Annotated in this window: 13 protein-coding genes; 7 read left to right on the top strand and 6 right to left on the bottom strand. The window is 70.4% G+C overall.

Going from position 1 to position 13,390, the window contains the following annotated elements:
• Nucleotides 1-250 precede the first annotated feature (250 nt).
• A complete protein-coding gene (locus ACA511_RS04650) occupies nt 251-940 on the top strand; it encodes a TetR/AcrR family transcriptional regulator (RefSeq protein ID WP_375022779.1) in 690 nt (229 codons plus the stop codon).
• A gap of 268 nt (nt 941-1,208) precedes the next feature.
• Here the strand turns inward: ACA511_RS04650 and bldC are convergent, their stop codons facing one another.
• Nucleotides 1,209-1,412 (bottom strand): developmental transcriptional regulator BldC, encoded by a 204-nt coding sequence (bldC, locus tag ACA511_RS04645; protein ID WP_012850682.1) that lies wholly within the window; start codon nt 1,410-1,412, stop codon nt 1,209-1,211.
• Between the two features lie 273 nt (nt 1,413-1,685).
• Nucleotides 1,686-2,603, bottom strand: a complete 918-nt coding sequence (locus ACA511_RS04640; protein ID WP_375022778.1) for a hypothetical protein — start codon at nt 2,601-2,603, stop codon at nt 1,686-1,688.
• 84 nt (nt 2,604-2,687) lie between these two features.
• On the opposite strand from ACA511_RS04640, the gene ACA511_RS04635 reads away from it, so the two are divergent.
• The gene (locus ACA511_RS04635) at nt 2,688-3,770 is read left to right on the top strand and encodes a Leu/Phe/Val dehydrogenase (protein ID WP_375022777.1); all 1,083 of its coding nucleotides are present in this window, start codon (nt 2,688-2,690) and stop codon (nt 3,768-3,770) included.
• A 357-nt stretch (nt 3,771-4,127) separates the two neighbouring features.
• Nucleotides 4,128-4,334 carry a DUF3073 domain-containing protein gene (locus ACA511_RS04630; protein WP_176404772.1) on the top strand — a complete coding sequence of 69 codons (207 nt, stop codon included), beginning with the start codon at nt 4,128-4,130 and terminating at the stop codon, nt 4,332-4,334.
• 322 nt (nt 4,335-4,656) lie between these two features.
• Here ACA511_RS04630 and purM read toward each other — a convergent pair whose 3' ends face one another.
• Entirely contained in the window at nt 4,657-5,682 is a 1,026-nt protein-coding gene (gene purM / locus ACA511_RS04625) for a phosphoribosylformylglycinamidine cyclo-ligase (RefSeq protein WP_375022776.1), read from the bottom strand.
• Nucleotides 5,679-7,133, bottom strand: a complete 1,455-nt coding sequence (gene purF, locus ACA511_RS04620) for an amidophosphoribosyltransferase (protein WP_375022775.1) — start codon at nt 7,131-7,133, stop codon at nt 5,679-5,681. The genes purM and purF overlap by 4 nt, the downstream gene beginning before the upstream one ends.
• A gap of 126 nt (nt 7,134-7,259) precedes the next feature.
• Between purF and ACA511_RS04615 the strand changes: the two genes are divergently transcribed.
• A complete protein-coding gene (locus ACA511_RS04615; RefSeq protein ID WP_375022774.1) occupies nt 7,260-7,670 on the top strand; it encodes a hypothetical protein in 411 nt (136 codons plus the stop codon).
• Here ACA511_RS04615 and ACA511_RS04610 read toward each other — a convergent pair.
• Both ACA511_RS04610 and ACA511_RS04605 read right to left on the bottom strand, forming a co-directional pair.
• Nucleotides 7,636-8,262 carry a LamG domain-containing protein gene (locus tag ACA511_RS04610; RefSeq protein WP_375022773.1) on the bottom strand — a complete coding sequence of 209 codons (627 nt, stop codon included), beginning with the start codon at nt 8,260-8,262 and terminating at the stop codon, nt 7,636-7,638. The genes ACA511_RS04615 and ACA511_RS04610 overlap by 35 nt on opposite strands.
• A gap of 43 nt (nt 8,263-8,305) precedes the next feature.
• A complete protein-coding gene (locus tag ACA511_RS04605) occupies nt 8,306-8,749 on the bottom strand; it encodes a sterol carrier family protein (protein WP_375022772.1) in 444 nt (147 codons plus the stop codon).
• Between the two features lie 65 nt (nt 8,750-8,814).
• On the opposite strand from ACA511_RS04605, the gene ACA511_RS04600 reads away from it, so the two are divergent.
• The 3 genes from ACA511_RS04600 (at nt 8,815) to ACA511_RS04590 (ending at nt 13,195) form a co-directional block, all read left to right on the top strand.
• Nucleotides 8,815-10,749, top strand: coding sequence for a serine/threonine protein kinase (locus tag ACA511_RS04600; RefSeq protein WP_375022771.1), 1,935 nt, complete (start codon nt 8,815-8,817; stop codon nt 10,747-10,749).
• 136 nt (nt 10,750-10,885) lie between these two features.
• Entirely contained in the window at nt 10,886-12,046 is a 1,161-nt protein-coding gene (locus ACA511_RS04595) for a S8 family peptidase (protein ID WP_375022770.1), read from the top strand.
• 246 nt (nt 12,047-12,292) lie between these two features.
• Entirely contained in the window at nt 12,293-13,195 is a 903-nt protein-coding gene (locus tag ACA511_RS04590; RefSeq protein ID WP_375022769.1) for a coiled-coil domain-containing protein, read from the top strand.
• The last annotated feature ends 195 nt before the right edge of the window (nt 13,196-13,390 follow it).

The raw sequence follows: 13,390 nt of genomic DNA, 5'->3' as shown, positions 1-13,390 counted from the left end.
GGACCTGCCGCGACGACGCGCCGTCAGGGGACCGGCGCGCCGTCCTCCGCTCGGGAGGAGATGCCATGATGCCGCGCCTTCCCCCCATATCGTCGCAACAGGGAGTAACGGGCATACGCCAATGGTGGTTCAGGGCTGTGGTGTTCCGGATCACAGCCGTGTCCGCGGCCGATCACGACCCGGTGAAAAAGCCCGCCCCGTCCGCGGTCGGCGGGGACGCCCGCGCGTCCGGCTCGGATACGCTGCCCAGGTGGGAGATCGTGCGGTGGCCGGCGGCAAGGCCCGAGGCCGGCAGGGCGGCGGACGGGGCCGTCGCAGGCTCAGCGTGGACGAGCGGCGGGACGAGCTGATCGATGCGGCGCTGCAGCTGTTCAGCACCCGATCGCCCGAGGACATCTCGATCGACGACGTCGCCGCCGCCGCGGGCGCGTCGCGCGCGCTCGTCTACCACTACTTCGGCGGCAAGTACGAGCTGTACATCGCGGCGCTCGGCAGCGCGGCGAAGAAGCTGTCGGTGCTGCTCGAACCGCCCACCGAGGGCAAGCCCCTCGAACGCCTGCACATCTCCCTGAAGCGGTACTTCGACTTCGTGGAGACCCACGCGGCCGGCTACACGGCGCTGCTGCGCGGCGGCCCGGCGGACCGGTCGGGCGAGGCGGGCGAGATCGTCGACGGCATCCGCCGGCTCCTGCTGGACCGGATCCTGCACTCGCTGGACGTGGAGGCCCCGCCGCCGATCCTGCGCATCACGCTGCGCTGCTGGATGGCGATCGTGGAGACCGCCGGCCTGGACTGGCTGGAGAACCGGGACGTGGCCCGCGCCGACCTGGAGCGCCTGCTCGTCGACCAGCTGGTGGTCATCATGCAGGCGGCCGGACGGCACGACCCCGGCACCGGCGCCCTGTTCGACCGCCTCTCCCAAGAGGAGATGAGCAAGTAGCCGCCGGGAGCACCGTGGCTCCCGTGGCTGTCGTGGCCGGTGTCCGGTTGTGGACGGATGAGTCTAGGGTGTCCGAAATTCTGTGCAGGCCAGAATCCCGCCCGCGTGTTCGCGGGCGGGACACCGGCCGAACGGTGATCGGCTCGGGACGCACGGTTCTCGGATGACCGTGGTCCCGGCCGTTCGTCCAGGAGACCTCTGAACCGGACCTCGCGTGCGAGATCGGCCAGCGGCCTCCCGGCCGTCCCCCCTCGTAGTGCCGTGCGCGTTATTCCGAGCGCTGCTGCGGGATGCCGGCGAGCAGCGCCCGCACCTCCGCCTCGCGGTAGCGGCGGTGCCCCCCGAGCGTCCGGATGGACGTGAGCTTCCCCGCCTTCGCCCACCGCGTGACGGTCTTGGGGTCGACGCGGAACATCGTCGCCACCTCCGCCGGCGTCAGCAGGGGCTCGGCCTCTGGCGTACGTGCTGACATGTTTGCGGCCTCTCCTCCGTGGACCGATGACAGCGATCCTGCGATTGATCCTCGCGTGGTCACTGATGTCCCCTATGGCCCGAAAGAGCCACTATGACATCACAACGTGTAACCTTGCCACCACTCAGCGCAACAAGCAAGTTCCTGGCGGTAGTTGCGTGCAAACATCCCCGCGGCCGCGGGGTGCCGCACCTGAGCGAGAGCAACTGGGTCACGCTGCGTGATTCTAGCGATACGTATAGTCGTATCGCGCGCGGATTCGGGAAATTTGTTTTAGTTCGCCGCCTCGAGCGCCCGGACGGGCCGCCAGCGGGCCAGGAGCCGCTTGTACATCGCCACCGTCAACTCGACCTCGCCGCGCTCCATCCCGGTCAGCGCGACGGTCATCTCGGCCACCGACTCGTCCGCGCGCAGGGTCCGGTCGTCCAGCAGGTGGACGAGCCCGCCGTAGTCGAGTTCGACCAGGGCGCGCGCGTGGAACCCGCCCAGCCACCGGGCGAGCGTCTCCAGCCGTCCGGCCGACAGGAGGTAGACCTCGCGCGTCCCGTCGCCGAGGTTCTCGCGCACCACCGGGAGCGCCGCCGCCACCCGGCGGCGCGCCTCCCCCATCGACGTGACGTAGCTGAGGGTCCGCGCGGGCGCGGCCGTCGCGGGGCCGTGGCCCGCGAGTTCCTCCGCCGCTTCGTCGGACGTGCGGTACCCGGTCCCGGGCGTGCCGAGCATCAGGCACCGCTCGCCGCGCGCGAACGGCACGAACCAGTCCAGCGGGACGTGCCAGGTGCTCGTCAGGATGTGCGGGCGCAGCGGCCGGCCGGCGTGCTTCCACCGCTCGAAGTCGCTCATCGCGCGCTCCGCCACCGGCGGCGGGACGAACGCGGCCGCGACGCCGGCGGCGTGCTCGTTCCTGAACCGTTCGAAGGCCAGCCAGGAGCGCAGCCGCGTCCCCCACGGGCACACGTAGATCATGTCGTCCAGGCGCCGGACGTAGGCGTCCCTGCTCTCCCGCTCCGGGGCGACCTCCGGCGGCGTGCCGGTCAGCCTGAGCGCGGCCTCGCGGTGTTCCACGTCGAGCGCGTGGATCCGCCGCGGGCGCCGCCGGGAGTCGGCGTAGACCGTCCACAGGGTCCGCGCCGGCTCCGGGAACGCGGTCACCGGTTCATAAACCCGTAGGTACGCGGCGTACGGAAGCACCACCGCATCGTGGCACGAGATCAGGGCGGACGTGGACCATCCCGCGCCCTAGTCTGATCTGGAGACAGAGAGGAGGGCACTACCGTGCCTAATGTCTTCGGGGCGCCCCACAAGGGCACCGAACCCCGACACGAGCAGGTCGTCTTCTGCCAGGACGAAGCCAGTGGCCTGCGCGCCATCATCGCCGTCTACTCCACCGCGCTCGGCCCGTCCCTGGGAGGAACCCGCTTCTTCCCCTACGGCACCGAGGAGGAGGCGCTCGCCGATGTGCTGAACCTGTCCCGGGGCATGGCCTACAAGAACGCCCTGGCCGGCCTCGACCTCGGCGGCGGCAAGGCCGTCATCATCGGCGATCCCGCCATCGACAAGTCCGAGGCGATGCTGCGGGCGTACGGACGCTTCGTCCAGTCGCTGAACGGCCGCTACTACACGGCGTGCGACGTCGGCACGTACAGCGAGGACATGGACATCGTGGCGCGGGAGTGCCGCTTCGTCACCGGACGGACGATCGCGCACGGCGGTGCGGGCGACTCCTCCATCCTCACGGCGTTCGGCGTGTTCCAGGGCATGCGCGCCGCCGCCGAGACCGTGTGGGGCACGCCCACCCTGCGCGGCAAGCGGGTCGGGGTAGAAGGCGTGGGGAAGGTCGGCCACCGGCTGGTGGAGCACCTCCGTGAAGACGGCGCGGACGTGGTCATCTGCGACGTTAACGAGGTCGCGATCGACCGGGTCCGGTCGCTGCACCCCGAGGTGGAGGTCGTCGCAGATGCCGACGCGATGGTCCGCGCGGACATCGACGTGTACGCGCCGTGCGCGCTCGGCGGCTCCCTCAACGACGACAGCGTGCCCGTGCTCCAGGCCAAGGTCGTGTGCGGCGCGGCGAACAACCAGCTCGCCCACACGGGCGTGGAGAAGAGCCTCGCCGACCGGGGCGTCCTGTACGCGCCCGACTATGTCGTGAACTCCGGCGGCGTGATCCAGGTCGCGGACGAGATCGAGGGCTTCAACTTCGACCGCGCCAAGGCCCGCGCCTCCGGCATCTACGACACCACCCGGAAGATCTTCGCGCTGGCCGCCGACGATGGCGTCCCGCCCGCCGTGGCCGCGGACCGGCTCGCGGAGCGCCGGATGTCCGAGATCGGCAGGCTTCGGGGGATCCTCCTCTGAGATCGGAACTGCCGAGTCCGGACGAAACGGACGAGATGGATGAGATGGACCGGCTGGGACGATCCGGGCAGCGCGCTTCCTAGACCTGTTTAGACCGTTGCAAGACCGTTGTAAGGGCCGCCGTGGGGCACTGTACGACCGTCCCACGGCGGCCTTGGCACGTACTCGTGACCACGGGATACACTGTTGTTATCCGCAACAGGGGCGCCGCCACGTACCGTCGATGTACCGAGCCAGGCGCAAAACGGGTACGGTTGTACCCGTGACTGACGCATGGCTCATCAGGCACCGGTTCGTGTGGTACACGCGCGCGTTGATGGGCCCACGAAAGCCCTGACCATCGAGGGGGTCGAGCCAATGGGTCGCGGCCGAGCCAAGGCCAAGCAGGTGAAGGTTGCCCGGCAGCTCAAGTACAACACCGGCAACACGGACCTCGACCGCCTGAAGGACGAACTGGGAGTCCCGGACTCCGGTGACGACTCGTATGACGAGCTCGCCGAGAAGTACGCCGACTACGCCGATGACTACGGTACGGAGCCCCGCAAGGACGGCACCTCCGGTTGATCGGCTGACAGCACGCCACTGCCCCCACGGGCAGTGGCGTTTGTCGTGACTTCTGCATGTTCGCGGCGGTTTTCCCTCATGGGGGTGTGTGGGTCATGGTTTCCGGCAGCCGCCGAGAGAGCCTCTGAGGCACCTTCGGCGGCTCGCACTTCCCGTGTGACGCATGGGGGCTGAGAGACGCTCACCGCGCCTCTCAGCCCTGCACACGGCATGTCCGGCGTCGGTTCCCCGGCCGGTGTGGTCAGGCGCACGCTTCGGCGTGCGGGTCGCACACGTGAGTCAGGCGTGTGAGTTGGTTGGGCGAGTCCCTTGTGCGTGTGAGTTAGACGAGGGTGGCCTTGCCGGTACCCGCGGTGATCTCGCCGAGCGTCCAGGCGGGCACGCCGCGGGAGGACAGCAGGCGGAGCGCCGCGTCGGCCGCGTCCGGGCTGACGATCGCGGCCATCCCGACGCCCAGGTTGAACGTCTTGTCCATCTCGGCCTGCGGCACGCCGCCATGCTCTTGCAGGACGCGGAACAGGGCAGGCGCCTCCCAGGACGAGCGGTCCAGCACCGCGTCCACCGCCGGGGGCAGGGAGCGCGCCAGGTTGGCCGCCAGGCCGCCGCCCGTGATGTGCGCGAAGGCGCGCACCCCGCCGGCCTGGATCAGCGCCAGGCAGTCCCTGGCGTAGATGCGCGTCGGGGCGAGAAGTTCCTCACCCAGCGGACGGCCGAGTTCGGCGGGCGTGCCCTCCAGGGTCAGGTCCGTCGTGGCGAGGATGTGCCGGACGAGCGAGTACCCGTTCGAGTGGATGCCGGACGAGGCCATCGCGAGGACCACGTCCCCCACCCGGACGCGGTCCGGGCCGAGGATCTCGTCGGCCTCGACGACGCCCGTCCCCGCACCCGCGAGGTCGAACTCGTCCGCCTCCAGGAGGCCGGGGTGTTCGGCGGTCTCGCCGCCGACGAGGGCGCATCCGGCCAGGGCGCAGGCGTCCGCGATGCCGCCGACGATGTCGGCGACCCGTTCCGGGACGACCTTCCCGCAGGCGATGTAGTCGGTCATGAACAGCGGCTCGGCCCCGCACACGGCGAGGTCGTCGATGACCATGCCGACCAGGTCGTGCCCGATCGTGTCGTAGACGCCGAGGCGCCGCGCCAGGTCGACCTTGGTGCCGACACCGTCCGTGGACGTCGCGAGCAGGGGGCGCTTGTACTTCAGGAACGCGGAGGCGTCGAAAAGGCCCGCGAACCCGCTGACGTCGTCGACGACCTCAGGTCGCCGTGAACGGGCCACCCGGGACTTCATCAGCTCTACCGCGCGCTCACCCGCCGCGATGTCGACACCGGCGGCCTCGTAGGACGTCACCTGCCGACCTCGAGCAGATGCTTGCCGCTGGCGTCCTGCTCCACCGGGATGGGGTAGATGCCGTCGAAGCACGCCCGGCACAGGTTGTCCTTGGCGATGTGCGAGGCGGAGATGAGCTCGTCCAGGGAGATGAAACCGAGCGAGTCGGCGCCGATGGAGTCGCGGATGCCCTCCACGGACAGGTTCCCGGCGATCAGCTCGGCGCGGGTCGCGAAGTCGATGCCGTAGAAGCAGGGCCAGGAGACGGGCGGGCTGGAGATGCGCACGTGCACCTCGGCGGCGCCCGCGTCCCGCAGCATCCCGACGATCGCCCGCTGGGTGTTGCCGCGCACGATCGAGTCGTCCACGACGACGAGCCGCTTGCCCTCGATCGCCTCGCGCAGCGGGTTCAGCTTGAGCCGGATGCCGAGCTGCCGGATCGTCTGGGACGGCTGGATGAACGTCCGCCCGACGTAGGAGTTCTTCACCAGGCCCTGGCCGTAGGGGATGCCGGACGCCTCCGCGTAGCCGATCGCGGCCGGGGTGCCCGACTCGGGCGTCGGGATGACCATGTCGGCCTCGACGGGGTGCTCGCGGGCCAGCCGGCGGCCCACCTCGACGCGGGTGGCCTGGACGCTGCGCCCGGCGATCGTCGTGTCGGGCCGCGCCAGGTAGACGTACTCGAACAGGCAGCCCTTGGGCCGCGGCTCGGCGAACCGCTCGGACCGGACGCCCTCGCCGTCGATCGCGACCATCTCGCCCGGCTCGATCTCCCGGACGAAGCGCGCGCCGACGATGTCGAGCCCGGCCGTCTCGGAGGCGACCACCCAGCCGCCGGCCTCCAGCTCGCCGAGCACGAGCGGGCGGACGCCCTCGGGGTCGCGGGCGGCGTACAGGGTGTCCTCGTCCATGAAGACGAGGGAGTACGCGCCGCGCGTGGCCGGGAGGATCTCCCGCGCCGCCGCCATGGGGCCGCCCTCGGTCTGGTGGGCGAGCAGCGCCGTCAGGACCTCGGTGTCGGTCGTGGCGGTCAGCACGCCGGGTTCCAGCTTGGCGGCGAGCTCCAGGGTGTTGATCAGGTTGCCGTTGTGGACGAGGGCGAGCCCGCCCGCGTCCGTCGACCGGAACGTGGGCTGCGCGTTCTCCCACGTGGGCGATCCGGTCGTGGAGTAGCGGCAGTGGCCGACGGCGATGTGGCCGCGGAGGGTGTTCAGGACCGATTCGTCGAAGACCTGGGCGACGAGGCCCATGTCCTTGAAGACGACGATGCGGGATCCGTCACTGACGGCGATTCCCGCCGACTCCTGGCCGCGGTGCTGCAGGGCGTAGAGGCCGTAGTAGGTGAGCTTGCTCACCTCGGCCCGTGACGCCTGGTCGGCAGGGACCCAGACGCCGAACACACCGCAGGCATCCTGCGGAGCACGGTCGGAGGGGTCGATGTCGTGGCTCAGACGTCCGTCACGGAGAGGCACGCTCGCCAGTCTAGATGCCCGGTTCACCTGCTCCGATCGGTGGCATGTCTTAACGGACCTTTACCCCCCTGAACCACGGGCATCACGCGGTCCGGGGGAATCTGAGGACGGACACGTGGAGGGACCATGACACTGCCCGGCTACCAGACCTACGCGCCGCCCGCCCCGCCCCGGAAGAGCGGGATGGCGCGGGCCTCGCAGGTGCTCGGAATCGCCGGGCTGGCGGGTCTCGTGCTCTGCCTGGCGGGCATGGTCCCCGCGCTCGTCGGCCTCGCCTTGGGGACGGTCTCCCTCGTCCGGCGCGACCCCGACCGGCGACCCGCCATCGTGGGCGTCACCTGTTCCGCCCTGGCCCTCCTCATAGGCGCGGGATCACTTTTCTGGTTGCTCAGCAAGGCCGCGCAGTGCGGGGACGAGGCGCGGTACCCGGACGAGCCGTCACGCCAGGCGTGTGTGGAACGCGAGTTCCCCTTCGCCCAGGCGAAAGGTCAGTCGGCCGGTCTCAGTCCGACAGGGCTCGGACGGCTTCCTCGTTGAGCGCCGAGGCGTACACGCGGAAGTCCTCCAGGAGGCCGCCGAACCCGGGCTTGGTGGGCTCTCTGCCCAGGTAGATGGGTCCGGCCGGTGTGACGACGGGGTGTTCCAGCGGGACGGTCACGTCCGGCCGGCCGTCGATGTAGAGGACCATCCCCTGCGGGTTCACGACGAAGGCGACATGGGTCCATTCCCCCACCGACAGCCTGGTGCGGCTGTCGACGTAGTCCGGGCCCTTGACGGTGAACAACTGGACCCGCAGCCTCATCGCGTCCGGATACAGCCATAGGCCGAGGCCGCGCGCGTCGTTCTCGGCGACCGGCTTGTAGACGAGGCTGCGCCACTCGCCGGTCGGCGCCTCGGTGACCTGGACGAAGAACGCCAGGCTGAACCCGAACACCTGGCTCAGGACGAGCTGGGGCGCGGCGGGGATCACGGCCCGGTCGTGCCCGCTGAGCGACAGCGCCTCCCCCTCGCGGCCGGGGACGATCCCCGCCGTCTCGTCCAGTTCGGCGGCCGGACCGGCGCCGGTCGCGTCCGCGACCCTGCGGCCCTCCACGGTGTCGACGTCGAACGTCCAATGCGCGATCAGCACGGGATCACCTCCAGCAAGGCGGATACTCCCGCACGGCGGCCGCTCAGTCGATGGGCAGGGGAAGATATCCCGACAGATCTGCGCGCGCGCCGCTGGCGCGGACCCGTCCGTCCGCCACCGCGTCCGCCCAGGCCAACCCCCCCGTGGCCAGCGCGATCCAGGTCGGCGCGTCCATCTCGACCACATTCGGTGGTGTTCCACGGGTATGGTGCGGGCCGTCGATGCACTGAACGGCGGCGTGCGGAGGGACCCGGACCTCCACCGAACGACCGGGGGCCAGCTCGGCCAGCCGGTCGAGCAGGAACCGCACCGCCCCCTTGACCACCGGCCGGGACGGTTCGGCGCCTCCCGCCCCGGCCGCGGCGAGGACGGTGTCCAGGGCCGCGCGACGCAGCGCGACGGGCTCGTCCGGGCCGGTGACGGGCGGCAGGCCGAGCGCGGCGCGCTGCTCGTTCAGGACAGCGAGAGAAAGCGGAGTTCGCGGCATCGCGAATGAAGTTACCCGGTCGGCCGCCATGTCGCGGAGGCGGTAAAAAGGACCCCGGAGCAGGCATGGGGAGTGAGCGGAACGGGGAGCCGGGGACGCCGTCCCCGGAGGACACGGAGGTTCGTCAGATGCCCGAGGCGCTGCCCCTGCAGCCGGGTGACCCGCGGAGACTCGGCTCGTTCGAGATCACGGGCCGGCTCGGCGTCGGCGAGCAGGGCGCCGTCTTCCTCGGCAGGGACCCGTCCGGCGGCGACGTCGCCGTGAAGGTCCTCCACGTGCGGCTCAGCGGCGAGCCCGTGGCCAGGTCGCGGTTCACCGGCGCGTTCTCCGCCGCCCGGAGGGTGTCCGGGTTCAGCACGGCGGCGATCCTGGCCGCCGACGTGGACGGAGACCGTCCCTACGTGGTGAACGAGTGGGTGGACGGGCCGTCCCTCCAGCAGCTCGTCGACGAGGAGGGCCCGCGCGGCGCCGCCGTCGTCGAGCGGCTGGCGGTCGGCATGGCGGTCGCTCTCGCGGCCGTCCACCGGGCGGGTGCGCTTCATCACAATCTGAAGCCCGGAAACGTCCTGCTGGGACGGGACGGGCCCAGGATGAGCGACTTCGGCATCGTGCGCGCGCTGGAGGCGGTGAACGTCGCGTTCACCGGCCACATCACCGAGAACCCGTCCTACAAGGCCCCGGAGCAGCTGAGCGGAATGGGCATCGGCCCCGCCGCCGACGTGTTCGCCTGGGCGTCGACCCTTCTGTTCGCCGCCACCGGGGAGCCGCCGTTCGGGGTGGGTTCGCCCCACGAAGTGATGCAGCGCATCGTCTACGACGAGCCGGACCTGTCGGGGGTACCCGATTCCATCCGCGAGATCCTGGCGAGCGCTTTGGCCAAGAATCCGGCGGAGCGTCCTACGGCTCCGCAGGTTCTTGAACGGCTTCTGGCCCCCGGCAGCCCGCTGCCCGGCCGCATGCCCCCTTCGATGGTGGAGGAGGGGCGCGCTCTGGCCTCGGGACGGACCGCCCAGCCGAACGTCCCGCCGATGGTGCCGCCCTCGCGTCCTCCTATGGGCGCCCCAGGGCGTCCATCGGGGCACGTTCCCATGCCCGGCCCCGTCCCGGCCGCACCGCCTGTACCGCCGCCGACGTCGGGCCCCCTAGGGCCGCCGCAGGAGGGCGCGTCGCCGTCCATCCCGCTCCTCGGGAAGCTCTCGCGCACCCGCCGGACGCGCCGCGAGCCCGAGCCCGCACCCGCCCCGGCACCTGAGCCGCTCGCGGTCGACCTGGACCCGGCGGCCTTCGAGGCGACCACGACCTTCGGCGCTGTGGGGGCGGTCGGCGCCGACCGGCGGGACGGCCCCGTCGAAGCGGACCAGACCGCGAGGTTCGAAGCAGTCGCCCCCGACCCGACGGCCACGTTCGACGCGGTCGACATGCACGACCATCCGAACACCACCGAACCGCACCTCATCCCTGGGCTCACCCGTGACCGGGACGACGGCGGCCGGAGTTCCTCACCGCTGTCCTCCATCGCGCGGATGCGGCGCCCAGGCAACCACGTGCTCGGCGTCGCACTGTCACTGTTCATCGGCGTCGGCGTCGGTATCGCCATCATCGCGCTGGTGTTGTGGCCGCAACTCAAGGACGACAACGGGGCGCCCCCGGACAGCACACAGGCGTCGAACAACCGTCCGGTGACGACGATCCCCGCCTCCTTCGCGGGGACCTGGAAGGGAACCCTGGTCAACACCAACCGCAACGTGTCCTTCCCGGTGGAGGTCACGTTCGAGGCAGGTGGCACCACCGCGCAGGCGATATATCCGCGCGAGAAGTGCACCGGCACGCTGACGCTGACCCGGGGCACCGAGAGCGCGCTGAAGATGAACCTCGCCATTGGCAAGCCCTGCACGAGCGGAATGGCCGAGATCACCCGGCAGCCGGACGGCACGCTCCAGTACACGTGGAGCCGGCCCGGGACGAAGCTCGGCTACGGAGGCCGCCTCGCCCGCGGCTGACCGATAGCCACATCTGGGCAGTACGCCCAATTCATCCCCTCATATCAGGACAGTTCCGCTAAGGTCTCCCTCGATCGAAATCATCGATCTTGTGACGGGGCCCGCCGCGCGCGGACCCCCGGCAGAAGGAGAGGCCTTGCGGGCTGTCCACCGAAGGCTGCTGCTCGCCGGCGCGGTCGCGACGTGCCTCGGCGCCGCCGCGACGCTCCCCGTGCTCGCCGACTCCGCGTCCCTTGTCCAGGTGACCGCGGCGCAGGGCACCCCCGTGCCCGGCCAGTACATCGTCACGCTGAAGCCCGGAGCGTCCACCGACTCCGCCGCCAAGAAGGCCGGCGCGGCCGGAGTCAAGCGCTTCGACGGCGTGCTGAACGGCTTCGCGGCCAAGCTGACCGGCGACCAGCTGGACAAGCTGCGCCACGACGGCCGCGTCGCCGCGATCGAGCAGGACCAGGTCGTCAAGACCAACACGACCCAGCGCGCCCCGCTGCCCTGGGGCCTCGACCGGATCGACCAGCGATCCAAGACGCTCTCCAAGAGCTACTACTACAAATCGTCCGGAAGCGGCGTCAACGCCTACGTCATCGACACCGGCATCGACGTCACGCACCCGGACTTCGGGGGCCGCGCCTCCGTCGCCTGGACGGCGCCCCAGTTCGGCGGCGACGGCAACGACTGCAACGGCCACGGAACCCACGTCGCGGGCATCATCGGCTCCAAGACCTACGGCGCGGCCAAGTCCGTGAAGCTGCGGGCGCTCCGCGTCCTCGACTGCGAGGGCTACGGCTACATGTCGGACATCGTGGGCGCCGCCCAGTGGCTCCGCACCAACGCCGCCAAGCCGGCCGTCGCGAACCTGTCGGTCGGCGGGCCGAAGTCCACGGCGGTGAACACGGCCGTGATGAACCTGTCGAAGTCCGGTGTGTTCGTGTCCGTGGCCGCCGGCAACGACAACAAGGACGCCTGCAACTTCTCGCCGTCCGGCGCGGGCTGGGTCATGACGGTCGGCGCGACCACCAAGTACGACAACCGCGCGGCGTTCTCCAACTGGGGCAAGTGCATCGACATCAACGCCCCCGGCTACGGCATCTACTCCACCTGGCCCGGCGGCGGCCAGAAGGGGCTCAGCGGGACGTCCATGGCGGCCCCGTACGTGAGCGGTGTCGCGGCGCTGTACCTGTCCACGCACAAGACGGCCACCTTCCCGACGGTGCAGAAGTGGCTGAACGACAACTCCACGCACAGCCTCAAGCGGCTGCGCTCGCAGGCGAACCGGCTCGTCTACAAGGGCACGATGTGAGACCTGTCACGTAAGATGGCCCGGCTCCCCAGGAAGGGAGCCGGGCTTCTCACGTACCACGCCGTCCCACCGGATCCAGGGGTCTACCCTTGGCGGGGCCGACGGTTCTTTAGCTTTCATTGACCTTCGGGCCACCGGACGTCCGTACCTACGGCCATGAGGAGAGGAGAACACGTGGAGACCCCCGCCTCCACTTGTCGGCCCACCGCGCGCCGGCGAGGTGGCCGACGCGCCGCCGCGGCTCTCGTGGCCATCGCCGCGGTTCTGCCGCTGATCGGCACCGCGACGCCGTCCGCCAGCGCGGCGCCGCCCGTGTCCGCCCCCATGGACCCGGGCGACAGCGCCAAGTTCGCCAAGCTGAACCGCCAGATCGAGAAGCTCGACAAGGAGTACGGCGGCGACCTCGCCAAGCTGAAGGACGCCCAGTACGCCGCGCAGAAGGCGCTGAGCAAGTCCAACGACCTGCAGAAGGACCTCATCGAGGCCCGCGACCTCGTCGCCCAGCTCGCCGCGACCCAGTACATGACCGGCGGGGAGGACCCCACCGTCACGTTCCTGGCCGACGCCGACCCGAGCGAGCTGCTCAGCAACGCCACCCTGGTGAGCCACATCGCGCAGAACAAGGCCGCGAAGGTCGCGCAGATCCAGAAGCTCGTCAACGACCAGCTCGCGGCCCGCAAGAAGGCCCAGCAGAAGATGACGGAGCTGAAGAAGGAGATCAAGGATCTGCGGAACCGCAAGGGCCAGATCCAGCAGCTCGTCAAGAAGTACAAGCCCGAGTCGCCCAGCATCGGCATGGGCGGCGTCACACCCCGCATGCTCAAGGTCAAGAACACCATCGACCTGGAGACGGGCCCCTTCCCCACGATCGGCTGCGTCCGCCTCACCGGCGACCCGCAGGACCACGGCTCCGGCCACGCCTGCGACTTCATGGTCACGACCGGCGGCGTGATGGCCTCGGGCAGCGCCCAGGCCCAGGGCGACCGCGCCGCCCAGTACGCCATCTCACACGCGAGCGCCCTCGGCATCAAGTACGTCATCTGGCGCCAGCGCATCTACGACATGCGCAGCCCCGGCTGGCGCGCCATGGAGAACCGAGGCGGCGTAACCGCCAACCACTACGACCACGTCCACATCTCGGTCTTCTAGTCTGACCGTCGAGCAGCGCACGGGCATCACCCGCTCTCGCGTGCAGGGGATCGCCGAACTTCTGCTCCACGCCGACCAGGCTTAAGTCGATCCCCGTCCGGTCGGGCCGATGTCGGGCCAAATGTCCTCGCCGCCGCGGAGCGCCTTATCAGCGCGCGAAAGGGGGCGCCCCCGGGATGGGGCGCCCCCTTTCGG

Source organism: Actinomadura sp. GTD37, from assembly GCF_041951365.1.
In the GTDB taxonomy this organism is placed as follows: domain Bacteria; phylum Actinomycetota; class Actinomycetes; order Streptosporangiales; family Streptosporangiaceae; genus Spirillospora.
The sequence above is the reverse complement of the archived record's forward strand: the minus strand, read 5'-3'. Positions and strand labels throughout refer to the sequence as shown.

Excerpts from the sequence above, each read along its gene's own strand:
- bldC (WP_012850682.1), bottom strand. The coding sequence starts at position 1,412 with ATGTCAGCACGTACGCCAGAGGCCGAGCCCCTGCTGACGCCGGCGGAG.
- ACA511_RS04630 (WP_176404772.1), top strand. The coding sequence starts at position 4,128 with ATGGGTCGCGGCCGAGCCAAGGCCAAGCAGGTGAAGGTTGCCCGGCAG.
- ACA511_RS04615 (WP_375022774.1), top strand. The coding sequence starts at position 7,260 with ATGACACTGCCCGGCTACCAGACCTACGCGCCGCCCGCCCCGCCCCGG.
- ACA511_RS04605 (WP_375022772.1), bottom strand. The coding sequence starts at position 8,749 with ATGCCGCGAACTCCGCTTTCTCTCGCTGTCCTGAACGAGCAGCGCGCC.
- ACA511_RS04600 (WP_375022771.1), top strand. The coding sequence starts at position 8,815 with ATGGGGAGTGAGCGGAACGGGGAGCCGGGGACGCCGTCCCCGGAGGAC.